Source organism: Frankia torreyi, assembly GCF_000948395.1.
Classification (GTDB): Bacteria; Actinomycetota; Actinomycetes; order Frankiales; family Frankiaceae; genus Frankia; species Frankia torreyi.
Window position 1 is genome coordinate 45,537 of record NZ_JYFN01000031.1, and the last position, 23,325, is coordinate 68,861.

The following is a 23,325-nucleotide window of genomic DNA, read 5'->3' on the forward strand; positions in this document are numbered from 1 at the left end:
GACCCGGGTCACCGCCCGCACCTTCGCAGCGGAATCCGCGGGCGGGACGCGGATCCGAGAGGTCAGGCGCTGGCGGTGACGGACTCGCGTAGCTGCTTCTTCAGCGCCTTGCCCATCGCGTTGCGGGGGATGGTGTCGAGGAGCTCCAGCCGCTCGGGCGTCTTGTAGACGGCCAGGCCCTTCTCGCGGCAGAAGGCGGCCAGGTCGGGCAGGGTGAGCGGGCCCGCGCCCTCGGCCTGCACCACGAACGCGGCGCACCGCTCGCCGGTGCGCGGGTCGGGCAGCCCGACGACGGCCACCTCGGCGATGCCGGGATGGGTCAGCAGGACGTTCTCCACCTCCAGCGCGGAGATGTTCTCGGCGTTGCGGACGATGACGTCCTTGAGCCGCCCGGTGATATAGATCCAGCCCTCGGGATGGTGGATGCCCAGGTCACCGGTGTGGAAGTAGCCGTCGGGGGTGAAGGCCTCGGCGTCGAGGGAGGCGTCGACGTAGCCGGCGAACAGTTGCGGGCCGGCGATGCACAGCTCGCCCTCCTGGCCCCGCGGAACCTCCGTGCCGTCGGGGTCGCGGACGCTGATCCGCACGCCGGGGCCCGGGCGGCCCGCTGCGGTGCGCAGCCGCTCGGGCGGATCGCCGGGCGACGGGTAGCCGGCCATCGGGAACTCGGTCAGGCCCCAGCCGTTCATCAGGCCGTCGCCGCCGAGCTCCGCGATGGCGCGGTCGTGCATGCCGGGCTCGCTCGGCGCCCCGCCGGCCATGAAGAACCGCAGCCGGGCGAACAGCGGCTCCGGGCCGTCGGCGCGCTGGGCGTTGAAGGCGGCCTGCGCGTTGAAGTAGGCGTGGAAGTGCGGCGCGGCGCTGCCGAGCATCGTCGAGCCGTGCCGCGCCAGCGCCAGCGGGGCCGTGCGGGGGTCGAAGATGTCGACGAGCACGACCTTGCAGGCCGTCCGCAGGCCCAGCGACAGCACGCTCGACCCGCCGATGTGGGCGATCGGGAAGGCGATCGAGGCGACGTCGGTCTCGTCGAACCCGAGCTGGGACACCATCGAGTTCGACCCGGCGATGACGGAGGCGTCGGTGTGGCGCGCCCCCTTGGGGAAGCCCGTGGTGCCCGACGAGTAGAACACCCAGCGCACGTCGGCGTCGGCGTCGCCGGTGGGCGGGGGTGGCGGCGGCGGCAGGGTCGCGGGGTCCCCGAGCGGCAGCGGGAAGTCGGCGAACCAGTCCGTGTCCACCGGCGGGCCGGTCAGCCGCGCCGTCGCCGGGTCCGGCGGCAGGTAGGGATCGCAGACCATCGTGCGCAGGCCGCGCCGGGCCGCGATGGCCTCGGCCATCGGCCGGTAGTCGTAGCCGCGGAACACCGCCGGGACGATCAGCAGGGTCGTGCCGAGCTGCTCGACGATGAAGTCGACCTCGGCCTCGCGCAGCAGCGGGATGATCGGGTTCTGCACCGCGCCCAGGCGGGACAGCGCGCTCATCAGCACCGCGCTCTCGATGGTGGTCGGCAACTGCCAGCTCACCTGGGTGCCGGCGCCGACCCCGGTCGCGGCCAAGCCTGCGGCCACCCGCAGGGCCAGCTCGCGGAACTCGCCGAAGCTGATCCGGCGGTCGTGGTTGTCCACCAGCATCGGCAGGTCGGGCGTTGCCGCGGCCCGCCACTCCACCAGCTCCCACCACTGCCGCAGCGACGCGTCAGCAGAGCTCATCGACCTGGCCTCCCCACCCGTCCGGACCCCTCGCGGCACAGCCCGCGAGACGCCGCACCACCGCAGCATCTGACACTGTGTCTACAGCAATCAGAAGAATCAGGGAAGTTCCGGAACCGTCGCGGACCCGCTCGACACCCCGGCGGCCGCCGGGCCTGCCGACGCCGCCCGCACCGCCACCGCGAAAGTCACTCTCAGTGATCGAAAGATGGCGGTGTTCGGGGGCACGAAGGGCCGAAAGGGGCATATTTCCGGGCTCCGGCCGATTTCCGTTCCGCGACGACGATTCGCCTGCCGCCTTCGCGCCGAGGGCGCCCCACGCCGAGCCGCGCCAAGCAGCGCCACCGGACCGAGGAAGCGGCTCACGATACCCGCTACCGGGATTAGCGCGTCGCGAAATGCGAAACACCGCCGCCAGAACGGAAAGATTATACGCAGTCATTCCCGGCCCCGGGCCGCCTTCCGGCGTCGCCGCGCAGTCGTGCGGTCCGACGCGCCGCACGGTCGGGTGAGCCGCCCGGGCCGATGCCGGCCCGGCGTTCGATATGCCTGGTGACGGCACCTGTCCCCCTGGTTAGCCGGGCGCGTGCGTTCCACCGGCCGCCGCCCGGCAGACCCCGTACGCACGGCGGCGCCCCGGCCAGGACGCCGCCGTGACCCCTCCCGGATGTGACATTGACGTCAGAACATCCAAGCGGGAAGATGCGGCTCCTGCGGGCGGATCGGCGGGATTCCGGGTCTCCACACGAACTGGCAACCGCCATCCCGCCCGCATTGACAAATCATCACGGCGATCGACCGGCCGCACTGACGACCTTGCGTCGGCTCCGCCGGTCGAGCACACCTGACAAGGGGATACACCGATGGCATCGAGGCGACGACGGACCCTGTCCGGCTGTATCGCAGCCTTCGCCGCTTTATTACTCACCGTGTCGGCCTGCGGGGGCAGCAGCGATGGCGGGGCGAAGGCCGATGCCCCACCCGCCGCCGCCGCCACGGCGGCACCCACCGGAACACCGTTGAAGATCGGTAACGTCGGCCTGTACAGCGGCGCCTTCGGCCCGCAGAACCAGCGCGGGCTCGACGCCCTCGTCGCCTGGTCGAAGTGGGTCAACGCGCACGGCGGCATCGCCGGCCACCCGGTCGAGGTGATCAGCCGGGACGACCAGGGCGACCCGACGAAGTCGATCGCCGCCGTCCACCAGCTCGTCGAGCAGGACAAGGTCCTCGCCCTCGTCGGCAACTTCGCCGGCGCCACCGACGGCTCCTGGCGCAGCTACGTCGAGCAGCACAACATCCCCGTCATCGGCGGGATCACCACGACGGCCCAGTACGGCAAGTCGCCGATGTTCTTCGCCGCGACGTCCAACTCGCTCGAGTACCTCACCGGTGAGGTGTACAGCGTGAAGCTCGCCGGCTCGCCGAAGTTCGGCACCATCGTCTGCGCCGAGCAGGCCGCGTGCGCGGAGGCGAACGGTCTGATCTCCGGCATCTCCGCCCGCCTCGGGATCTCCTCGGCGGGTGTGCAGACCGCGTCGGCCTCGGCGCCGAACTACACCTCGCAGTGCCTGTCGCTGCGCAGCGCGGGCGTGAAGGCCGTCATCACGAACGTGCCCGCGCAGGTCACCGCGCGGCTCATCAAGGACTGCTCGACGCAGCGCTACCAGCCGACGTACGTCTTCTCCGGCGGCGTGTTCCAGCCGAACCTCATCCAGCCGGCCAGCGAGGGCGCATGGCTGACCTCCGGGGCCCCGCTGTGGTTCGGGGACAAGCCCTACCTGGCCGACTTCACCGCCGCACTGAAGCAGTACACCAAGAACGACCCGGACGGCTTCGCCAGCCGCGGGTGGCAGGCGGGGCTGTTCTTCGCCGCCGCGGCGAAGAACGTCTCGGCGACGCCCACCAGCGCCGAGATCCTCGACGGGCTGTACGCGCTGAACGGCCAGTCCCTCGGCGAGTGGTCGCCGCCGCTGACGTTCGCGAAGGGCCAGCCCAACAAGGTCGGCGCCTGCAACTGGTACGCCAAGGTCGTGGGCGGCAAGCTGACGACCCCCAAGGGGGACAAGCCCGTCTGCGTGGAGAACTGATCCCGGCGGCGATCCGCCGCTGACCGCTCCGCCCCGGCTCCGGTCCCGCCGCCGTACCGCGGGACCGGAGCCGGGTGCCAGGTCACCCGGTCGCCGATCAGACGATCAGACGATCAGACGGTCAGGGTGCGGGTGAGCGCGGTGTCGACGAGCGCGTCGAGCGTGGTCAGCTTCACCCGCGGCCGGCCCGCCGGCTCGCCGGACGCCCGCTCCGCCGCGTCGATGAGCCGCCAGCCGGCCTCCGTCACCAGGTCGGGCTGGCGCTCGCGCAGCCAGGACTCGCCCTCGCCGACCGGGTCGACGCCGCCGGCCCGCGGGTGGCGCGCCAGCCGGCCCTCGGCGACGTCGGCGAGCAGCGTGGCGACCGTCTCGACGGCACACTTGCGGTTCGTCCCGATGATCCCGGTCGGACCGCGCTTGATCCAGCCGGCCACGTACTCACGGTCCGCCCCGGCGACCCGCCCGGCGTCGTTGGGGATGATCCCGCGGCGCTCGTCGAACGGCAGGCCGGCCAGTGGCAGGCCCTTGTAGCCCACCGCCCGCACCACCAGGTCGGCCGGGAACACCTCCCGCTCGCCGGTGTCGACGGCGCTGACCCAGCCCTCGGCGTCCACCTCCAGCCGGTTGCGGGCGAACACCACCTCGGCCACCCTGCCCTCCCCGCGGATCTCCACCGGGGAGCGCAGGAACCGCAGCGCCATCCGCCGCGTCCCCGCCGGCGCCGGCTGCGACGTCGGCGACGGCTGCGACGGCAGGGCCGCGGCGTAGTCGCGCAGCACGGCCAGGTTGCGTCGGATCAGCCGGGACAGCTTCTCCTCGCCGGGCTGCTCGGCGACCTCCGCGGGGTCGACGTCCACCGGCGCCCCGGTGAACTCCGGCAGCTCGCGCAGCTCGGCGGTGGTGAACGCCGCCTGCGCCGGCCCGCGGCGACCCACCACCACGACCTGTTCGATGGCGCTGGCGCGCAGGGCGTCGAGGGCGTGGTCGGCGATGTCGGTCGCGGCCAGCCGCTCGACCGGGGAGCACAGGATCCGCGCCACGTCGAGCGCGACGTTGCCCGCCCCGATCACCACCGCGCGCCGGCCGGACAGGTCGGGCGCCCGGTCGGCGAAGTCGGGATGACCGTTGTACCAGCCCACCACGTCCACCGCGGACACGCTGCCCGGCAGGTCCTCGCCCGGAATCCCCAGCCGCCGCTCGCCCTGCGCGCCGACCGTGTACACCACCGCGTCGTAGCGCTCGACCAGCTCCTCACGGGAGACGTGCCGACCCACCTCGACGTTGCCGAAGAAGCGGAAGCGTGTGTCGGCCGCAGTCGCCGCGTACACCGACGACACCGCCTTGATCTTCGGATGGTCCGGCGCCACCCCGGCCCGCACCAGGCCCCACGGCGTGGCCAGCCGCTCGTAGAGGTCCACGCGGACCGGAACGGCGGACTGCTCCAGCAACGCCCCCGCGGTGTAGAAGCCCGCCGGACCGGAGCCGATCACGGCGACGGTCAGGGGGGCGTTCACGGCATCATCGGCCATACGGCGACTCCTTCTGACGGACGGCTACCCGGCCGGATCCCTACCGGGCGACCGCACGGACACGCCCTCGACCGGCCGACGCGTCCCACTGGACGGGATCACAGGCACGATCCTCCGATGACACCGCCCGGCGGGTCGACCGATCGGCTCGAACCGCCGAGTGTCGGCGCGTCGGATGTCGGCGCATCGGGTGTCGGCGCATCGGGTGTCGGCGCGTCGGGGTCACGCACCCGGCGCCCGGCGGCCGGCGGGCACCAGCGGCGAGTCCACGGCGAAGCCCTCGACCGTCACACGGCGGCGGGCGAACCGCCACGTGCCGTCGACCTCGACGACCTCGTCGCGGTAGGTGCCCCAGTGGTCCGCCCCGCGGACGCCGACGAACTGGAAGCAGGCGTACGTGGCGGCGCCGCCCTCCGGGTGGGGGTCGATGTAGACCGAGCTGAGGTGGTGGCGGCCCGGGAGGATGTCGACGGAGCGGAAGCTCTCCCCCGCGCTGCGGAAGTAGGCTTCGATCGCGTCCCGGCCGACGTTGGTGTCGTCGTCGATCCGGAACACCGCGTCGGGCAGGAAGAGGTCCACCAGCGGCCCGAGCCGGCCGGAGTCGGCGAAGTACGTGTAGGACGCCAGCAGGTGGGCGGCGCCGACGCGGGTCCGCAGCTCAGCATTGTCCATGTGGATCTCCGATCGGACTGGCGGGAGCAGGGACGCGGGTCAGGCCCGGCCGGTCGGTGAGGTGGCCGAAGACCGCCGCGGAACCGAGGGTGCCGCCGGCGCCGCGACCAGAGGCGAGTTGTGGGCCTCGGCGTGCCTGCTTGGTCAGGAGCGCGCCTCTGCGGCATCGGGCCGGGTACTGAGGTCCGTTCGGCCGCTGAGACGCTGAGACGCTGCTCATGTTGCCAACAGAGCACTGGCTACGTCTACCTGTATGTGCTTATTGATGACGCGGTGGCCGCCGGCGGGGCGGGTGCGCCGGGGCCGGGCGGGCCCGATGTGACATGAGACGATCTCGCAGGTGACCAGCAGAACCGCCACGGCACAGCAGCCGCGCGACCGTGCGCGGCTGCGCCACCTTGCGCGGCTGCGCCGTGTTCGCGACCGGATCGACCGGGAGTACGCCCGTCCGCTGAGCGTCGAGGCGCTCGCCCGCGGCGTGCACATGTCGGCCGGGCACCTCAGCCGCGAGTTCCGACTTGCCTATGGAGAGTCGCCGTACGGCTACCTGATGACGCGGCGGATCGAGCGGGCGATGGCGCTGCTGCGCTGCGGCGACCTCAGCGTCACCGAGGTCTGCTTCGCGGTCGGCTGCTCGTCGCTGGGCACCTTCAGCAGCCGCTTCACCGAGCTGGTCGGGGTGGCGCCGAGCGTGTACCGGCGTGCGGCGGGGCACACCACGGCGGGAATGCCGTCGTGCGTGGCGAAACAGGTCACCAGACCCGTCAGGAATCGAGAAGCGCAGGTCACCGAGCCGCGCCTAGCCTGACCACCATGGATCTCACCATTCATACGACCTTCCTCCCGCACACCGACGCGGACGCCTCGCTGGCCTTCTACCGCGACACCCTCGATTTCGAGGTCCGCAACGACGTCGGCTACGGGGGAAGGCGCTGGATCACGGTCGGCCCCGCCAAGCAGCCCGACATGTGCATCGTCCTGGAGCCGCCGGCCGCCGACCCCGGCATCACCGACGACGAGCGCCGCACCATCGTCGAGATGATGGCGAAGGGTAGTTACGCCCGCATCATCCTGGCCACCGCCGACCTCGACGACACCTTCACCCGGCTGCAGGCCAGCGGCGCCGAGATCGTCCAGGAACCGACCGTGCAGCCGTTCGGGGTTCGCGACTGCGCCCTGCGCGACCCCGCCGGCAACCTGATCCGCATCAACGAGGTCCGCTGAGCGACCCGCGGCCCCCCGCCGTCGCGAACGGCGATGCCCGCTCCACCCGCACCGGCGAGCATCTCGCGACCCACGTCGGCACCAGATCCATGAACAGGAGGTCAGATGCTCCGTAGTCGACCACAACCGGAAGGCGCCCATCCTGGCCCTTTTCCCTGCGGCTGACGCGGGTGGAGCATGTTGACGCGAGCGTCAGATTCGGGCTAGCGTGCGGCTCATGCTCACCGGCGACCTCGAGGATCTCGATGTCCTGATCGTCGGCGCGGGCTTCGCCGGCATGTACGCGGTGCACCGCCTGCGCGGGCAGGGGCTGCGGGTGCGGGCCTACGACGCGGCCGACGACGTCGGCGGCACGTGGTACTGGAACCGTTACCCGGGCGCCCGCTGCGACATCGAGAGCCTGGAGTACTCCTACTCGTTCTCCGAGGAGCTCCAGCAGGACTGGGAGTGGAGCCGGCGCTTCCCCGAACAGCCGGAGATGCTCGCCTACGCCCGGCACGTGGCCGACCGGTTCGACCTGCGCCGCGACATCGTGTTCGCCACCCGGATCACGTCGGTGACGTTCGACGAGGGCGACGGGCGCTGGCTGGTCACGACCGACCGGGGCCAGCGGGTGCGCGCCCGGTTCTGCGTGATGGCGACCGGCTGCCTGTCCGTGCCGAACGTCCCCGACCTCCCGGGGGCCGACCGCTTCGCCGGGCGTGTCCTGCACACCGCGACCTGGCCGGCCGAGGACGTCGACCTGGCCGGCCAGCGGGTGGGGGTCGTCGGCACCGGCGCCTCGGGCATCCAGTGCATCCCGCTCATCGCCCAGGTCGCGGACCACCTGACCGTGTTCCAGCGCAGCGCGAACTTCAGCGTCCAGGGGCTGAACGTGCCGCTGGACCCGGAGCTGGCCCGCGAGCGCAAGGCGCACTACGGCGAGTACCGCGAACGGGCCCGGCGGTCGTTCGGCGGGATGCTCCTGCGCCAGAACCGCGTCCATGCCCTCACCGCCTCGGCGGAGGAACGCGACCGGGAGTTCTCGGCGCGCTGGGGGCTGGGCGGCTTCGAGTACATGGCCGCCTTCGACGATCTCATCTTCGACCCGGCGGCCAACGACCTCGCCGCGGACTACGTCCGGGACAAGATCCGCCAGATCGTGCGCGATCCCGAGGTCGCCGCGACGCTGACGCCGACGGACCACCCGATCGGCACCAAGCGGATCTGCGTCGACACCGACTACTACGACACGTTCAACCGCGACAACGTCACCCTCGTCGACGTCCGCCGCGACCCGATCACCGAGATCACCGAGACCGGGGTGCGGGCCGGCGGGCGGGTGCACGAGCTGGACATCCTCGTCTACGCCACCGGCTTCCACGCGATGACCGGGGCGCTGCTGGCGATGGACGTCCGCGGCCGCGGCGGGCGCCGCCTCGCCGACCACTGGGCCCACGGGCCGCGCACCTACCTGGGGCTGGGGATGAGCGGGTTCCCGAACCTGTTCGTCGTGGCAGGCCCCGGGAGCCCCTCGGTGATCTCCAACGCGTTCGTCTCCCTGGAGCAGCACGTCGACTGGATCGGCGACTGCCTGGCCTACCTCGACGCCCACCGCCTGACCACGATCGAGGCGGACCCCGCCGCCGAGGACGACTGGGTGGCCGACGTCAACGCCGCCGCCGCGCGCACGCTCTACCCGCAGGCGAACTCCTGGTACCTGGGAGCCAACATCCCGGGCCGGCCACGGGTGTTCATGCCGTACGTCGGCGGGGTCGGCCGTTACCACAAGCGCTGCGCCGCCGTCGCCGCCGACGGCTACACCGGGTTCACGCTCAGCGCCTAGCGCGGCCGCTCAGGACCCGGACAGGACCCGGACAGGACCCGGCCGGGTGTTCTCCCCTGCACAGGCGCCGCCGACGCATGAGCCTCGGACCGCGCGTAGCGAGCCGGAACCGGCTGCGCCCTGGTCGTCGACGGCGATGCCAGAACCACACCCCATTGAAGATCATAAAATGCCTGCAGCGGGCCGCTGATGCTATAAACAGAGTGTCAGATGAGCTCTGTCGAGCCGCTCTGGACACCCAGCTGGCCGGCGAAGGCCGCCGGCGACGATCCCGCCAGTCGCGCACGGCGGGAACCAGGAGGAGGGACGGGCGTTGCCCGAAGGGACGAGCGCCGCGGGCCCACTCGCCGGCATCCGGGTTGTCGAGCTCGCCGGGATCGGCCCCGGCCCGCACGCGGCGATGATGCTCGCCGACCTGGGCGCGGACGTGGTCCGGGTGGCCCGGCCGGGTTCCGTGCCGGCGCCGGGGGTGCCGGCCGAGCCGGTGCAGCGCGGGCGCCGCCTCGTCGAAGCCGACCTGGGCGACCCCGTCGCCCGCGACGGCGTGCTGGACCTGATCGCCGGCGCCGACGTGCTGATCGAAGGCTTCCGCCCCGGCGTCACCGAGCGCCTCGGCCTCGGCCCGGAGGACTGCGCGCGGCGCAACCCGCGGCTGGTCTACGGGCGGATGACCGGCTGGGGCCAGCAGGGACCGCTGGCGGACCGGGTCGGCCACGACATCAACTACCTGTCGATCACCGGCGTGCTCAACGCGGTCGGCCGCGCCGGCGAGCCGCCGGTGCCGCCGCTGAACCTGGTCGGTGACTTCGGCGGCGGCTCCACCTACCTGGTGGTGGGTGTCCTCGCCGCGCTGGTCGAGCGGGAACGCTCCGGGCGCGGCCAGGTCATCGACGCCGCCATCGTCGACGGCGCGAGCCTGCTCGCGCACATGGTCTGGGGGCTGCGCGGGCGTGGCCGCTGGAACGACGAGCGCGGCTCCAACCGCCTCGACACCGGCGCGCCGTTCTACGATGTCTACGAGACCGCCGACGGGCGCTACATGGCCGTCGGCGCGCTCGAACCCCGCTTCTACACCACGTTCGTCACCGGCCTCGGCCTCGACCCGGCCGCGCTGCCCGGCCAGGACGACCGGGCCCGCTGGCCGGAGCTGCGCGAGGCGTTCACCAAGGCCTTCGCCGGGCGCACCCGCGACGAGTGGGCGGCTGTGTTCGATCCCCTCGACGCCTGCGTCACCCCGGTGCTGGACTTCGACGAGGCCACCGCGCACCCGCACATGGCCGCCCGGGAGATCCTGATCGACGTGGCCGGCGTGACCCAACCCGCCCCCGCGCCGCGGTTCTCGCGCAGCGTCCCCGCCGCGCCACGGGTTCCGCCGCGCGCCGCGGTCACCGTGGCCGAGGTCCTGGCCGGGTGGACCTGATCCCCCGCCACGCCCCCGAGCCCGATCTCGATCTCGACCTCAGACCTCGATCTCGACCAGACAACGAAGGAGGCGCCGTGTCCGTAACGGCAGCGCCGTCCAGCGGCTCCGACACGTTCCCCACCGGCGCCTGGGAGCTCCCGGACGAGTTCCGGATGCTCGCCGACACGGTGCGCCGGTTCATGGAGACCGAGGTCCGCCCGCTGGAGGACACGCTCCCCCACGACGCGGCCGGCCTGCCGCCCGAGCTGCTGAAGCCACTGCAGGCCAAGGCCCGCGCGGCTGACCTGTGGGCGCTGCAGACGCCGGCGGAGTTCGGCGGTGCCGGGCTGAGCGTGCTCGGCCAGGTCGTCGTCGCCGAAGAGGCGGCGAAGTGCCGGATGGGCGCGTTCTTCCCGGCCTGCGGGGCGTTCGGCGGCAATCCGCCGACGGTGATGTTCTCCGCGACCCAGGAGCAGTTCGAGACGTACGCCCGTCCCATCATCGAGGGTAAGGCGGGCCGGGCGTTCACCGCGATCAGCGAGCCGTCCGGCGGCTCCGACCCGGCGCGGGCGATCCGCTGCCGCGCCGAGCGCGACGGCGACCACTACGTCATCAACGGCACCAAGATGTGGACGACCCACGCCGGTTCCGCGGCCTGGGGGGTGCTCTACGCGCGCACCGGCGAGCCGGGCCGCCGCGACGGGATCACCTGCTTCATCCTGCCCAACGACGTCGAGGGGCTGACCAAGTTCCCGATCGACGTGATGACCTCCTACGCGCCGTACGAGCTGCACTTCGACAACGTCCGGATCCCGGTGGCCAACCGGATCGGCGAGGAGGGGCAGGGCTTCCGGCTCGCCTCGCAGTTCCTGGTCTCCGGGCGCATCGCCTACGCCGCCGGCCCGATCGGCATCGCCCAGCAGGCGCTGGGGATGGCGATCGACTGGGTCAAGCAGCGCGAGGTCTTCGGCTCCCGGCTGGCCGACAAGCAGGGCATCCAGTGGATGATCGCCGACAGCGAGGTGGAGCTGCGCGCCGCCCGTCTGCTGATGTACCAGGCGGCCTGGAACGCCGACCTCGGCAAGGATGTGCGGGTCGACGCGTCGGTGTGCAAGATGTACGGCACCGAGGCCGCCTACCGGGTCCTGGACCGCTGCGTGCAGATGTTCGGCGCGCTCGGCCTGTCCAAGGAGATGCCGCTGGAGCGCTGGTTCCGCGACCTGCGGGTCAAGCGCCTCGGCGAGGGCGCCTCCGAGGTCCAGAAGATGATCATTGCCCGCGAGCTGCTCCGGTGACGCGCGCATGACCGAGACCGGAACCTCGCTGCCCGCCGACGCGTCCGCGGGCGGCCTCGTCCCGGCGGCCCGCGCCGAATCCGCGCAGCTCGCCCCGGTCGGGGTCGCCCTGCCGGCACGGGAGTACGCCGAAAGCCGCTTCCGGCTGAGCCAGGTGATCCGCGACGAGCGCGGCGTGCGCGTCACGATGCAGCTTGGCCCGTGGCTCGACGGGCCCGACGGCGTCGCGACGATCGGTTCGCTCGGCGTCCTGGTGGACTCCGCGATCGGGATGGAGGTCTACGACGCCCGGCCGGAGAACTCCCACTCGGTCACCGCCGAGCTCTCCGTCGACGTCGTCGGCCCCCCGCCGTGGTCCGGCGGGCTGCTGACGGCCAGCGCCGAGCTGCTCGGACGGGATCCCGCCGGCGGGACGGCCCGCTGCGAGGTCCGCGACGACGCCGGCCGGCTGATCGCCGTCGGCATCGGCCGCTGCCGCTTCGTCAGCATCCCGGGCACGGCCGCGGGTTACCTCGACGGCGAGCCGCAGATGCTGCCGCCGGCCGCGCACCACTCGCTGCTGGCGGCCCTCACCCGGGCCGACGCCGGGGACGCGGCCATCGCCGGCCCCGTGCGCGACGGTGACCTGGGCCGGTTCCTCCTGCCCGCCAACCCGGCGTTCGAGAACGGCGGCGGCACGGTGCACGGCGGCATACTGTTCTGCGCCGCCGAGCTCGCCACCGAGGCGCTCGCCGACCCGGCGGTGCCGGAGCGCACGACGGCGATCCGGGTGAACTACCTGCGCCCGGCCGACCTCGCCGCCGAGGTCACCGCCACCGCCGAGCTCGTCCACCGCGGCCGCACGGTCTCGCTCTACCGGGTGACGACGGCGGGTCCGTCCGGCAAACCCGCGACCCTGGCCACCATCACCCGCGAGCGCGGCACCCCGGTGTTCTGACCCCGACCTCGCCGCCGCCCGGTGCATCCATCGGCGCCGGGCGCGGCGCGGCGGGGCTGCTGTGGCCATGCCCGACGCTGCGGCACGTCGACCGTTCGTGACGTTCTGGCTACTGTTGGGCCATGCCTCGCGAGTGGGACGCCCGCACCTACGATTCGTTGCCTCTCCCCCACCTGTTCTGGGGTAAGAAGACGCTCGGCCGACTCACCCTGACCGGCGCCGAGACGGTCCTCGATGCCGGTTGCGGCACCGGGCGCGACACCAGCGCCCTGCTCGACCTGCTGCCCGACGGGCGCGTGATCGCCCTGGACGGCTCCGCCGCCATGCTCGGCCAGCTACGGGCCCGTCTCGCCGACCGCCTCGACCGCGTCGAGGTGATCCAGGCCGATCTGCTGAAGCCGCTGCCCGTCCACACCTCGGTCGACGCCGTCGTCAGCGTCGCCGCCTTCCACTGGCTGCCCGATCACGACACGGTCTTCAGGAATCTGGCCGCGGTCATGCGGCCCGGGGCCCAGCTCGCCTTCGAATGCGGCGGCCAGGGCAACGTCGCGAGCATCGTCCACGCCATCAACGAGGTGCTGCCGGACGCGCCCCGGATCTGGAACTTCGCCGGCGTCGAGGACACCACACGCCGCCTGCTCGCCGCGGAATTCACCGACCTCGAGGTGACCCTGACGCCAGATCCCGCCCGACTCGAACAGGGCGAGCAGCTCAGCAGCTTCCTGGCGACGGTGATGCTGGGCGCACACCTCGACTTCCTCCCCGAGGATGAGCGGGTGGCCTTCGTCGACGCGATCACCGCCCGCCTCCCGGAACCCGTCGTCGACTACGTCCGTCTCCAGGTCCGCGCCACCCGAGCCGGCACCTGACCGTTGCCCGGCCGCGACCCGGACACCGACCCCTCCTACGGCCGCATGACGGACGGCCACATCCCGGCCATGTCCCGGCCACGTCCGCCTATCCCGCCGGCTTCCACCGCCGTGGTTCCTGTGTCGTCTCCGCTCACAGCGTACGAACATGTGTTCGACATCCGGGATGTGTTGTTCTACCGTCGACCCATGGTTCTCGACGACGACCTCGGGGACGGCCCTGACCCGCCGGCCTGTCACTGCTACGGGCCCCTCCCCGTCGGAGCGGCGGTCATGACGCGCTGCGCCCGACTACGGCACGGACAGGCGGGCGGATGACCGGATCCCTGGTCGCGAACAATACCACGCGCTAATATGCGAACACATTCGACATTGTTGCCGCGGAAAGCGGGGTCGGGCGATGCACGGTGGACCGATTGTCAAATTCCTGGATGACGCGCACTGGTTCGACGTGACCCGGTTGGAGTATCCGGACGGGCGGATCGCGCGGATCCAGGAGGCATGGATCCAGCTTTCGCCGCGCTACGTGTGTTTCTACAACAAGTGGGATCCCGGCGCGATCACGCCTCGGCACGGACATCATGGGGATCACTCGATTTTCGTCACCCGCGGGCAGGTCTCGGACGGCACGCATGTCTGCGGCCCCGGTTCGCACATCATGCTGGAGTACGGCGACACCTTCGGCCCCTGGGAGGCCGGGCCCGAGGGCTGCGAGATGTACGGGGTGATCATGGGCGTCGGGCACCCGTTCCTGGACAAGGCCGCCTGGCGCATGTACCTCGCCGAACGTGGGATCGTCGAGCATCCCTGCCCGCCGCCGCCGCTGCCGCTGTGGTCGGCCGGGCTGAGCGTGCTCCCCGCGGACTGACCGGACCCGCGCCGCGGACAGTCCCGCCCGCGCGCCATGCCGTGACCCGGACGGTTCGCCGTGCCCCGGCCGGCCATGGCCCAGACCGCGATGCCCTGGTCCGCCCGCGCGACGGCCGGGGCACCGCAGGACGGTGCCCCGGCCGGGGGCGGGCTATTCGATCGGGTCGTCGATCGTCGGGTTACGCACGCCGAAGCCGATCTCCTTGACGTTGAACGTCGGCTTCAGGCCCGGGCGGTCCACCCACGACGGGCGCGGCACGTGGCCGGGCTCGGGGCGGGCCCAGTCGACCCAGGTGCCCCAGTCGTCGCGGGTCAGCTTGATGTCGCCGGGCGTGTACGGCTGGCCGAACTCGGCGTACCACTTGCCGAAACGCTTCATCTCGTAGGCAATCCAGTAGTCCTCCTCGGACTTGAACTGCCCGTTGCCGGCGTACTCCAGAATCTGGATCGACTCGGCGCCGACCTTGGGGCCGCCGGGCACCTTGTAGTTGTCGGCCCAGTTGATGCCCTTCCAGACCACCGTGTCACCGTCGATCTTGTACCAGATCATCGGCGTGTAGGTGCCCGGCGACCAGGACATGGTGACGTCGAGGTACTCCTCGATCTCGTCCTGGCCGTTGAAGGTGCCCCAGTAGTGGTCCTTGTACCAGGCGTCCTCGGTGAAGCACTCGTGTGCCCAGCGCTTCCAATCCTCGGCGACCGGCCCGAGTAAGTAGTAGTTCTTGAATGCTGCTTCCACTTCTTCGCGGGAATGGCTCACGCGGCCTCCAGGGGTGTGGGTGGCATTGCAGGCGCCTCGAGGGCGGTCAGGCGCGGACCGTGGTCGGGGTGTAGGCGGCCTTGAGGTGCTTGATGCCGTGGAGGAAGTTCGTCCGCAGGAACTGCGGCTCCTCGACGGCGTGAATGTCAGGAAGGTACTCGAACAGCGCCTTGAACACCACGGCCAGTTCGAGGCGGGCGAGGTGCGCGCCCAGGCAGAAGTGCGGGCCGGGGGCGCCGAAACCGAGGTGCGGCGGGGTGAGGTCGCGGCGCACGTCGAACCGGGTGCCGTCGGGGAACACCGACTCGTCCTGGTTCGCCGAGCGGTACCACAGCACGAGCTTGTCGCCCTCGCGGAACTCCTGGTCGCCGAGGCGCACCCCGTCGGCGGTGACGGTGCGGCGCATGTGCAGCACCGGCGACGCCCAGCGGACGACCTCGTCGACGGCCGTCGGCGTGACGCCGTCGATGTCGGCGGCCCACAGCGCCCGCTGGTCGGGGTTCTGGGTGAGCGCGAGCAGGCCGTGCGCGATGGCGTTGCGGGTGGTCTCGTTGCCGGCGCCGACCAGCAGGATGAAGAAGGAGGCGAGCTCCTGCGCCGTGAGGTTGTCGCCCTCGGCGGCGACGAGGAGGCTGATGAGGTCGTCGCCGGGGTTCTTCAGCCGGTCGGCGGCGAGCTCGCGCAGCAGTTCGGCGAAGTCGTCGCCGACCCGGGACAGGTTCTTCGCGACCCCACGCGGGCTCTGGTCCGGGACGTACTCGGGGTCGCTGGCGCCGAGCAGCTTGTTCGTCGACTCGAAGATGAACTGCTCCTGGCTGCGCGGGATGCCCATCATGTCGTTGACGATGCGCAGCGGGATCAGCGCGGCGACCTCGGTGACGAAGTCACACTCGCCCTTCTCCGCCACCGTCCCGAGGACCTCCCGGGTCACCTCGCCGACGTTGGCGCGCAGCGCCTCCAGGTTCTTCGCGGTGAACCCGCGGGAGATGATCCGACGCTGCCGGGCGTGCTGCGGGTTGTCCATCGCGATGATGGAGCCGAAGAACTCCCGCAGGTCCAACGGCTGGTCGAAGATGTTGGTGCCCTGCCCGGAGCAGAAGTCCTCCGGCCGGCGGCTGACCTCCATCACGTCGGCGTAGCGGGTCACCGCGTAGAAGCCGCGGCCCCGGACGTTGCCGGCGAGGTCGAGTTCGGGGAAGTACGGGCGTTCCCCGGACGCGCGCACGCTCGCGAAGTAGGCGTCGCGTTCGGCCGCGGGCCGGGTCCACCAGTCGAGATCGTCCAGGTCGACGTCAGCGATCAGGCTCATGGCCGGTTCTCCTCGTGCTGTGCGGCGGCACCGCGGGACGGATGCGGCGCGCTCCGGTGGTCGTTCGGACGGGTGGCGGCGAGCTGGGGCGGCGAGCTTGAGTGGCGGCGAGCTGGGGGGGCGGCGAGCTCGAGGGGGCGGTGAGGCGGGTGCCGGATCAGGCGGCGTCGGCGGCCGGGTAGCGCAGCACGCCCCGCAGGTTCGTGCCCGCGCGCAGGTCGTCGAACGCGTCGTTGATGTCGTCGAGGGGGTAGGTCCGCGACACCATCACGTCGAGGTCGACCTGGCCGACGCTGGACAGCTCCAGCAGCTTGGGGATGTCGGCGCGCGGGTTGCCCGAGCCGTAGAGCGTGCCGATGATGCGCTTCTCGGTCAGCGTCAGGTCCATCAGGTTCACGTCGATGGACGTCTCCGTCGCCGGGTGGATGTTGGTGACGACAAGCGTGCCCCGCTTGGCCGTCATCCGCAGGGCCTTCTTGACCAGCTTGCCGTCCCCGACGCCCATCGCGCAGATGAACACGTCGGCGCCGCGGTCCCAGGTCGCCTCCGCGACGACGGCGGGGGCCTCCTGCCAGGAGGTCGCGACGTGGGTGGCGCCGAGCTCGAGGACCTTGTCCTTCTTCGTCTCGACCGGCTCGATCGCGACGATCACCTTGGCACCGGCGAGCTTCGCGCCCTGGATGGCCGCGCCGCCGATGCCGCCGACCCCGGCGACGACCACGGCGTCGCCGGGGCGGACCTGGGCGGCGTAGACCGCCGAGCCCCAGCCGGTGACGAACCCGCAGCCCAGCAGGCAGGCCCGGTCCAGCGGGTAGTGGTTGTCGATCTTGATGACGCTGGCCTCGTTGACCACCGTGTGGTGGGCGAACGACCCGATCAGGCAGGCGGTGGAGATGTCCTCGCCCTTGGCGTGGTGGCGGTAGCCGTCGTCGGAGATGTGCCGCCCGCTGTAGAGCTTGGCGCCGAGGTCGCACAGGCTCTGGTGGCCGGTCGAGCAGGACGGGCAGCGCCCGCACGACGGCATGAACCCGAACACGACGTGGTCACCGGGCTTCAGCCAGGACACGTGCGCACCGACCTCGCGCACGACCCCGGCGCCCTCGTGCCCGCCGATGCACGGGATGCGGAACGGCATGTCGCGGGTGACGAGGTGCTCGTCGGAGTGGCAGATGCCCGAGGCGTGGAGTTCGACCAGCACCTCGTCGTGCTTGGGCGGGTCGAGCTCGATCGTCTCGACCGCCCACGGGGCGTTCGGCTCCCAGAGCACCGCGGCCTTGGTCTGCACTGTCGTGTGGTCCTCTCGTCGCTACCGGCAGTCCGATGCTGGTCGGTGGGTCCGGTACTGGTCGGTGGTCCGGTGCTGGCCGGTGGTTCGGTGCTGGCCGGTGGTTCGGTGCTGGGGGGCGGCCGGTCGGGCCGCCGGGGGGTCACCCCGCCGGCAGGATGATCGACTGGTACTCGGTGTAGGCCGCCAGTCCCTCCGGACCGCCCTCGCGGCCGATGCCGGACTGCTTGAACCCGCCGAACGGGCTGCCGAGGTCCATGCCGGCGCTGGAGTTCACCCCGACGCCGCCGGCGCGGATGCGGCCGGCGACCGCCTCCCCCGCGGCGATGTCGGTCGTCCACACCGCGCCCGCCAGGCCGTAGTCGGAGTCGTTGGCGATGCGCACCGCGTCGTCGACGCCGTCGTAGGGAATCACGACCATGACCGGGCCGAAGATCTCCTCGCGGGCGACGCGCATGCCGTTGTCCACGCCGGCGAACAGGGTCGGCTCGACGTACCAGCCGCGGTCGAGGCCCTTGGGCCGGCCGCCGCCGGTGACCAGGCGGGCGCCGTCGGCCTCGGCGGAGCTCAGATAGCCCTCGACCCGCTCGCGGGCCTGGCTGGAGATCAGCGGGCCGACCTCGGTGGCGGGGTCGCTCGGGTCGCCGACCCGCAGCGCACCGATGCGGGTGCCGAGCGCGTCGACGACCTCGTCGTAGCGGTCGCGGGGGGCGAGCACGCGGGTCTGGGAGACGCAGATCTGCCCGCCGTTGGACATCGCCCCGCCGACGATCGCCTCGACCGTGCCCGCGCCGAGGTCGACGTCGGGCAGCAGGATCGCCGCCGACTTGCCGCCGAGCTCCAGTGTGCAGCGGCGCAGGTCGCGCGCGCACAGCTCGCCGATGTGGCGGCCGATGGCCGTCGACCCGGTGAAGCTGATCTTGTCGACGCCGGGGTGGCGAACGAGATGCTCGCTGGCCGCGGCCTCGCCGGGAACGATGGACAGCACGCCCGGGGGCAGGCCCGCCGCCTCGGCCGCCTCGGCGAGCAGGTAGGTGTGCAGGGGGGTCTGGGGGGCCGGCTTGAGCACGACGGTGCAGCCGGCCAGCAGGGCCGGGGCGAGCTTGAGCGCGGCGACGAACAGCGGCGCGTTCCACGGCACGATCGCGCCGACCACGCCGACGGGCACCTGCCGCACCCGCACCGGGCCGCCGAAGCCGCCCTTGCGGGTCGTCTCCCACTCGTGGCTGCGCCCGATGCCGCTGTAGGTGGCGAACACGGCGGTGGCGATCCCGACCTGACCGATGGTCGACCACGCCCGCGGCGAGCCGACCTCCGCGGAGATGAGATCGGCGAACTCCTCCGCGCGCGCCCGGATCGCCTTGCCGAGCCGGCCGACGATCTGCGCGCGCTCGGCCGGGTCGAGAGCCGGCCAGGGGCCGGCGTCGAAGGCGCCGCGGGCGGCGGCCACCGCCGCGTCGACGTCGGCGATCGAGGCGCTCGGCACGCGCCCGATCGGCTCCTCGGTCGCCGGGGAGAACACGTCGATCACCCGGGACGAGGCCGGCGGCACCCAGCCACCGATGAAGAGATTCTCGTGGGTGTACAAGGAGGTCTCTTTCCCACTGATGATCAGGTCGGGCGGCCGGGCCACGACCGGACCGGCCCGAGGAGGACGACGCCCGGGCTCCCGCCCGACCGTATGATCACTTAATTCTGGCGTTCATGTCACCGATGTGCAAACAGTACCCGCGCGGACTACGCACCGGCCGTGTTCGCCGGGGTTCGCGCGGCGAAGTGCTGCAGGACCGGGCCGAGCAGCTCCGGGGTGGACCCGTGCAGGACCAACTCGTCGGCGCCGGCGTCGAGGTAGTCGTCGAGGCGGGCGGCGCACTCGCCCGCGGAGCCCACCGCGGCGGCGTCGGTCAGCCACGACGGGGGCAGGGNGCCGGCGACGTCGAGGAGCTGGTGGCGGGTGAAGACGTTGTCGGCGGACCCGCGCAGGCCGGCCATCAGCGGGTGGGAGCGCAGCGCCGCCAGCGGCTCGACGCCCCACTCGTTCACCCCGGCCAGCCGCTCGCCGAAGCCCGGGATCTGGAAGTAGGTCACCGCGCGGGCACCGACCACGGCCGTCTCCTCCTCGGGCGTGAGGTCGGGGGCGACCACGACGGTGGCGTAGACCTTCACTGTCGACGGATCGCGCCCCGCCTCGGCCGCGGACTTGCGCACGATCGCCACCGAGCGGGCGACGGCCTCCGGGGTGAGGAAGGGGTGCAGCAGCGCGCCGTCGAAGTGCGCCCCGGCGAGCGCGAGGCTCTTCGGGCCGATCGCGGCGAACACCAGCTCCGGCGGCGCGACGTCGGGCAGGTCACCCAGGCGCATGACCGGGAAGCGCCCGGCGGGACCGTCGTAGGAGACCTTCTCCCCCCGGCACAGCCGGCGCAGCATGTCGGCGGAGTCGACGAGCACCTGGTTGGTCATCGCCGGCAGGCCCACGGCCTTCCACATCGGGCCGACCGAACGCCCGAAGCCCAGCGTCAGGCGCCCGCCGCTGAGCGCCTGGGCCGTCATCGCGGTGGAGGCCAGCACGACGGGGTGGCGCACGAGGAAGTGGGTGATGCCCGAGGCGATGCGCACCCGGCTGGTGGCCTGGCCGATGGCGCCCGCGAGCACGCCGAAGTCCTTCGTCCCCCACCGCTCGCTGAGCCACACGGTGCCGAGCCCGAGGTGCTCGGCGGTCTGCGCCTGGCCGATCGCGGGCCGCGGATCCGCGACCCGGCCGGGCAGGACGTAGGCGCCGAGGCGGTCCGCCACCCGGGCAGCACCGGTCAGATCGCGGTCCCTGTTCGTCGTCATGCCCCTATTCTGACATCCGTGTCTAGTATTTGGGCGATCAGCCGGTCCGGGCGGTCGGCAACCGGGGCACGCGGGCGGAAGGAGTCAGGATGGCCACCACGGCACGACGGGATCTCGAGGCGACCCGGGAGGTCCTGCGGGGGTGGCTGCGGGACCGGCACGGTGCCACCGACGTGGAGATCTCGCCCCTGACCTCGCCGAAGGCCGGCTATTCCAACGAGACCCTCTACCTGCACCTGGCCTGGACCCCGCCGGACGGCCCGCGCCGCGGCGAGGACCTCGTGCTGCGCATCGAGCCCACCGGCCACCAGCTCTTCGTGACCCCCGACGCGGTCCGCCAGGCGCGGATCATGCAGGCGCTCGCCCCCCACCCGGGCGTGCCGGTGCCGACCATCTGGTACATCGAGTCGGATCCCACCGTGCTGGGCTCGCCGTTCTACCTGATGGGCCGGGTCGACGGCCGGGTGCCCGGCGACGTCCCGAGCTGGCACGCCGAGGGCTGGACGGTCGATCTCAGCCCGGCGCAGCGGACCCTGATGCACGACAACGCGCTGGCCTCCCTGGTCGCGCTGCACCGCATCGACGTGCGCGACGGCTTCGAGTTCCTGACGCCCGCGGGCACCGGCACCGCGCTCGACCGCTACCTGGCGGCGCTGCGCGACTGGCACACCTGGGCGGGGCCGAGCCTGCGCTGGGAGCCCGAGACCGTCGCCGCCGCCGTGGACCACCTGCTGCGCGAGCGCCCCGACGATCCGTCCGCCGGCATCGTGTGGGGCGACGCCCGGGTCGGCAACATCAGCTTCGGTGCCGACCTGTCCGTGCGGGCGATGTTCGACTGGGAGACGGCCACCGTCGGCCCGCCCGGCATCGACCTCGGCTGGTGGCTGATGTTCGAGGACTTCCTCTGCGAGGCACAGCGGCTGACCCGCCTGGAGGGCGTGCCCGACCGGGCCGCGATCATCGCCCGCTACCAGGAGCTGTCCGGCCGGCCGGTGGAGCACATCGACTACTACGAACTGCTCGCCGCCACCGTGATGACGCTGATCAACAGCCGCCTCGGCGTGCTGCTGATGACGAGCGGCGGGCTGCCGGAACGGGTCGCCTCCGCCTACGCCCGCCGCACCATCAGGATGATCCGTCGCGGCCTCGACCGCGTCGCCGCCTGAGCAGCGCCACCCGGGGACGGCCGCCCGCAGAGACATGACAGCAGCGTTAGAAAGTTGCTCTGCCTCCTGCTAGCGTGCAGCACGTCACGGTGGCGCGGCAGGCAGCACGCAGCACGGCGCCGCCGCCCGGCGACGGGCCGACCAGATCGCGACCCCGGGCGCACCGCCTGACCACCTCGACCGACGACCCGACGGAGCAGTGATGAGCGCACCCAGCGAGGCGGGCGCCGCGTGGGAGTTCCCGATCGAACGCGGCAAGATCCGTGAGTTCGCCCTCGCCATGCAGTCCGAGGCGCCGGAATACCAGCACCCGGACGCCGTGGTCCCGCCGACGTTTCTGATCAACGCCAACCGCTGGGCGCCCGAGGGTGCCCGCGTGCCGCACGGGTTCGACCGCCGCCGGCTGCTGCACGGCGAGCAGGAGTACATCTTCCACGGGCCGCCGCCACGCGCCGGGCAGACCCTCTACGCCGCCGAGCGCCTCGCCGAGCGCTACGAGAAGCCGGGCCGGCGCGGGGGCACCATGAAGTTCGCCGTCATCGTCACCGAGTTCCGCGACGAGGCGGGCACCCTGGTCGCCGAGGGCCGCGCGACCTACATCGAGACCGCGAAGGCCACCAAGTCCGCGGAACCGGCCAAGTCCGCGGAACCAGCCAAGACCGCGGAGTCGGCGGCGGCCGCGCAGCCGGCGCCGGTTACCGAGGAGAAGGCATGACGGCCCCTGGCACCACCCTCGCCGACCTCGCGGTGGGTTCCTCCCCCGAGCCGCGCGCGTTCGGCCCGCTCACCCGGCAGATGTTCGTGCGCTACTCGGGGGCGTCGGGCGACCTCAACCCGATGCACTACGACGACACGTTCGCCCAGCGCGCCGGCTACCCGTCGGTGTTCTCCCAGGGGATGCACCAGGCGGCCCTGCTGGCCACCTTCGCCACCGACTGGCTGGGCGCGGAGAACGTGCGCCGTTTCCACGTCCGCTTCCGCGAGCAGGTCTGGCCGGACGACGTGCTGACCTGCTCCGGGGTGGTCACGGCCATCGAGGAGCAGCCCGAGGGCCGGCTGGTCTCGGTGGACCTGAGCTGCGCGCGTCAGACCGGCGGCGTGGCCATCGCCGGCGCCGCGGAGTTCCTGCTCCCGCACTGACGGCGGACGCCGGCCCGCAGGATCGACCGCTCGACGCTGGGCCGCTCCCATCCCGGCCGGGATCGGCCGGGATCAGCCGGGTGGCGTTACCCCAAGACTCGGTGGCGCCTGCTCCGAGAGTCAGCCGACCTCGGCGACGGGCGCGGCCGGGGATCCGCGGTCCGGCATCAGGGCGACAGCCGGACCGCGGATCCACCTTCCACCCGCGACCCCCACTGACGATCAAGATGTTCCCCCGAACCGCACCACGCACCCGGACCCCGACCTTCGGCTTCGGCTTTTGGATCATGGTGTTCCGCGGAACCGCGCCCCAGTCCCCCGCCCGCGCGGCTGTTCGCCGGAGCCCGGGCCGAGCCCCAGCCGCCTAGTTACTGACGGTGACGATCGAGGGGGGTGAGAGCGGGGGTGTGC

The 23,325-nt window shown here is 72.2% G+C and carries 19 protein-coding genes and 2 pseudogenes; 12 read left to right on the forward strand and 9 right to left on the reverse strand.

Features of this window, described 5'->3' with window-relative positions; all coding sequences use genetic code 11:
• Positions 1 to 62: 62 nt before the first annotated feature.
• On the reverse strand, positions 63 to 1,709 hold the full coding sequence (locus FF36_RS18915) for a class I adenylate-forming enzyme family protein (protein WP_044886440.1): 1,647 nt from the start codon (positions 1,707 to 1,709) through the stop codon (positions 63 to 65).
• A gap of 863 nt (positions 1,710 to 2,572) precedes the next feature.
• Between FF36_RS18915 and FF36_RS18920 the strand changes: the two genes are divergently transcribed.
• Positions 2,573 to 3,796 (forward strand): ABC transporter substrate-binding protein, encoded by a 1,224-nt coding sequence (locus FF36_RS18920; protein ID WP_044886441.1) that lies wholly within the window; start codon positions 2,573 to 2,575, stop codon positions 3,794 to 3,796.
• Positions 3,797 to 3,909: 113 nt separating this feature from the next.
• Here FF36_RS18920 and FF36_RS18925 read toward each other — a convergent pair whose 3' ends face one another.
• A complete protein-coding gene (locus tag FF36_RS18925) occupies positions 3,910 to 5,325 on the reverse strand; it encodes an FAD-dependent oxidoreductase (RefSeq protein ID WP_044886442.1) in 1,416 nt (471 codons plus the stop codon).
• 222 nt (positions 5,326 to 5,547) lie between these two features.
• On the reverse strand, positions 5,548 to 5,997 hold the full coding sequence (locus FF36_RS18930) for a nuclear transport factor 2 family protein (RefSeq protein WP_044886443.1): 450 nt from the start codon (positions 5,995 to 5,997) through the stop codon (positions 5,548 to 5,550).
• A gap of 340 nt (positions 5,998 to 6,337) precedes the next feature.
• On the opposite strand from FF36_RS18930, the gene FF36_RS18935 reads away from it, so the two are divergent.
• From FF36_RS18935 to FF36_RS18970, 8 genes are all read left to right on the forward strand, one after another.
• The gene (locus FF36_RS18935) at positions 6,338 to 6,805 is read left to right on the forward strand and encodes a helix-turn-helix transcriptional regulator (RefSeq protein ID WP_044886444.1); all 468 of its coding nucleotides are present in this window, start codon (positions 6,338 to 6,340) and stop codon (positions 6,803 to 6,805) included.
• Between the two features lie 5 nt (positions 6,806 to 6,810).
• Entirely contained in the window at positions 6,811 to 7,221 is a 411-nt protein-coding gene (locus tag FF36_RS18940) for a VOC family protein (RefSeq protein WP_044886445.1), read from the forward strand.
• 217 nt (positions 7,222 to 7,438) lie between these two features.
• Entirely contained in the window at positions 7,439 to 9,046 is a 1,608-nt protein-coding gene (locus FF36_RS18945) for a flavin-containing monooxygenase (protein WP_082122044.1), read from the forward strand.
• Positions 9,047 to 9,359: 313 nt separating this feature from the next.
• Positions 9,360 to 10,466: a CaiB/BaiF CoA transferase family protein gene (locus tag FF36_RS18950; protein ID WP_044886446.1), complete on the forward strand. Its 1,107-nt coding sequence runs from the start codon at positions 9,360 to 9,362 to the stop codon at positions 10,464 to 10,466.
• Positions 10,467 to 10,543: 77 nt separating this feature from the next.
• A complete protein-coding gene (locus FF36_RS18955) occupies positions 10,544 to 11,743 on the forward strand; it encodes an acyl-CoA dehydrogenase family protein (protein WP_044886447.1) in 1,200 nt (399 codons plus the stop codon).
• 7 nt (positions 11,744 to 11,750) lie between these two features.
• A complete protein-coding gene (locus FF36_RS18960; RefSeq protein ID WP_044886448.1) occupies positions 11,751 to 12,680 on the forward strand; it encodes a PaaI family thioesterase in 930 nt (309 codons plus the stop codon).
• A 122-nt stretch (positions 12,681 to 12,802) separates the two neighbouring features.
• Entirely contained in the window at positions 12,803 to 13,549 is a 747-nt protein-coding gene (locus tag FF36_RS18965; protein WP_044886449.1) for a class I SAM-dependent methyltransferase, read from the forward strand.
• Between the two features lie 400 nt (positions 13,550 to 13,949).
• Positions 13,950 to 14,417, forward strand: coding sequence for a cupin domain-containing protein (locus FF36_RS18970; protein ID WP_044886450.1), 468 nt, complete (start codon positions 13,950 to 13,952; stop codon positions 14,415 to 14,417).
• Positions 14,418 to 14,570: 153 nt separating this feature from the next.
• Here FF36_RS18970 and FF36_RS18975 read toward each other — a convergent pair whose 3' ends face one another.
• From FF36_RS18975 to FF36_RS18995, 6 genes and pseudogenes are all read right to left on the reverse strand, one after another.
• Complete coding sequence (locus FF36_RS18975; protein WP_044886451.1) at positions 14,571 to 15,179, reverse strand: nuclear transport factor 2-like protein; 609 nt, start codon at positions 15,177 to 15,179, stop codon at positions 14,571 to 14,573.
• A 46-nt stretch (positions 15,180 to 15,225) separates the two neighbouring features.
• Positions 15,226 to 16,488: a cytochrome P450 gene (locus FF36_RS18980; protein ID WP_044886452.1), complete on the reverse strand. Its 1,263-nt coding sequence runs from the start codon at positions 16,486 to 16,488 to the stop codon at positions 15,226 to 15,228.
• A 157-nt stretch (positions 16,489 to 16,645) separates the two neighbouring features.
• On the reverse strand, positions 16,646 to 17,773 hold the full coding sequence (locus FF36_RS18985) for an NDMA-dependent alcohol dehydrogenase (RefSeq protein WP_044886453.1): 1,128 nt from the start codon (positions 17,771 to 17,773) through the stop codon (positions 16,646 to 16,648).
• A gap of 142 nt (positions 17,774 to 17,915) precedes the next feature.
• Positions 17,916 to 19,361, reverse strand: coding sequence for an aldehyde dehydrogenase (locus FF36_RS18990; RefSeq protein WP_044886482.1), 1,446 nt, complete (start codon positions 19,359 to 19,361; stop codon positions 17,916 to 17,918).
• Positions 19,362 to 19,510: 149 nt separating this feature from the next.
• Positions 19,511 to 19,698, reverse strand: a pseudogene (locus FF36_RS38375) (TIGR03857 family LLM class F420-dependent oxidoreductase); the annotation flags it as partial.
• A gap of 1 nt (position 19,699) precedes the next feature.
• Positions 19,700 to 20,608, reverse strand: a pseudogene (locus tag FF36_RS18995) (TIGR03857 family LLM class F420-dependent oxidoreductase); the annotation flags it as partial.
• Between the two features lie 89 nt (positions 20,609 to 20,697).
• Between FF36_RS18995 and FF36_RS19000 the strand changes: the two are divergent.
• The 3 genes from FF36_RS19000 (at position 20,698) to FF36_RS19010 (ending at position 22,914) form a co-directional block, all read left to right on the forward strand.
• Positions 20,698 to 21,774: a phosphotransferase family protein gene (locus FF36_RS19000; protein ID WP_044886455.1), complete on the forward strand. Its 1,077-nt coding sequence runs from the start codon at positions 20,698 to 20,700 to the stop codon at positions 21,772 to 21,774.
• Positions 21,775 to 21,976: 202 nt separating this feature from the next.
• Entirely contained in the window at positions 21,977 to 22,489 is a 513-nt protein-coding gene (locus FF36_RS19005; RefSeq protein ID WP_044886456.1) for an FAS1-like dehydratase domain-containing protein, read from the forward strand.
• Positions 22,486 to 22,914, forward strand: coding sequence for a MaoC/PaaZ C-terminal domain-containing protein (locus FF36_RS19010; protein ID WP_044886457.1), 429 nt, complete (start codon positions 22,486 to 22,488; stop codon positions 22,912 to 22,914). The genes FF36_RS19005 and FF36_RS19010 overlap by 4 nt, the downstream gene beginning before the upstream one ends.
• Positions 22,915 to 23,325 lie beyond the last annotated feature (411 nt).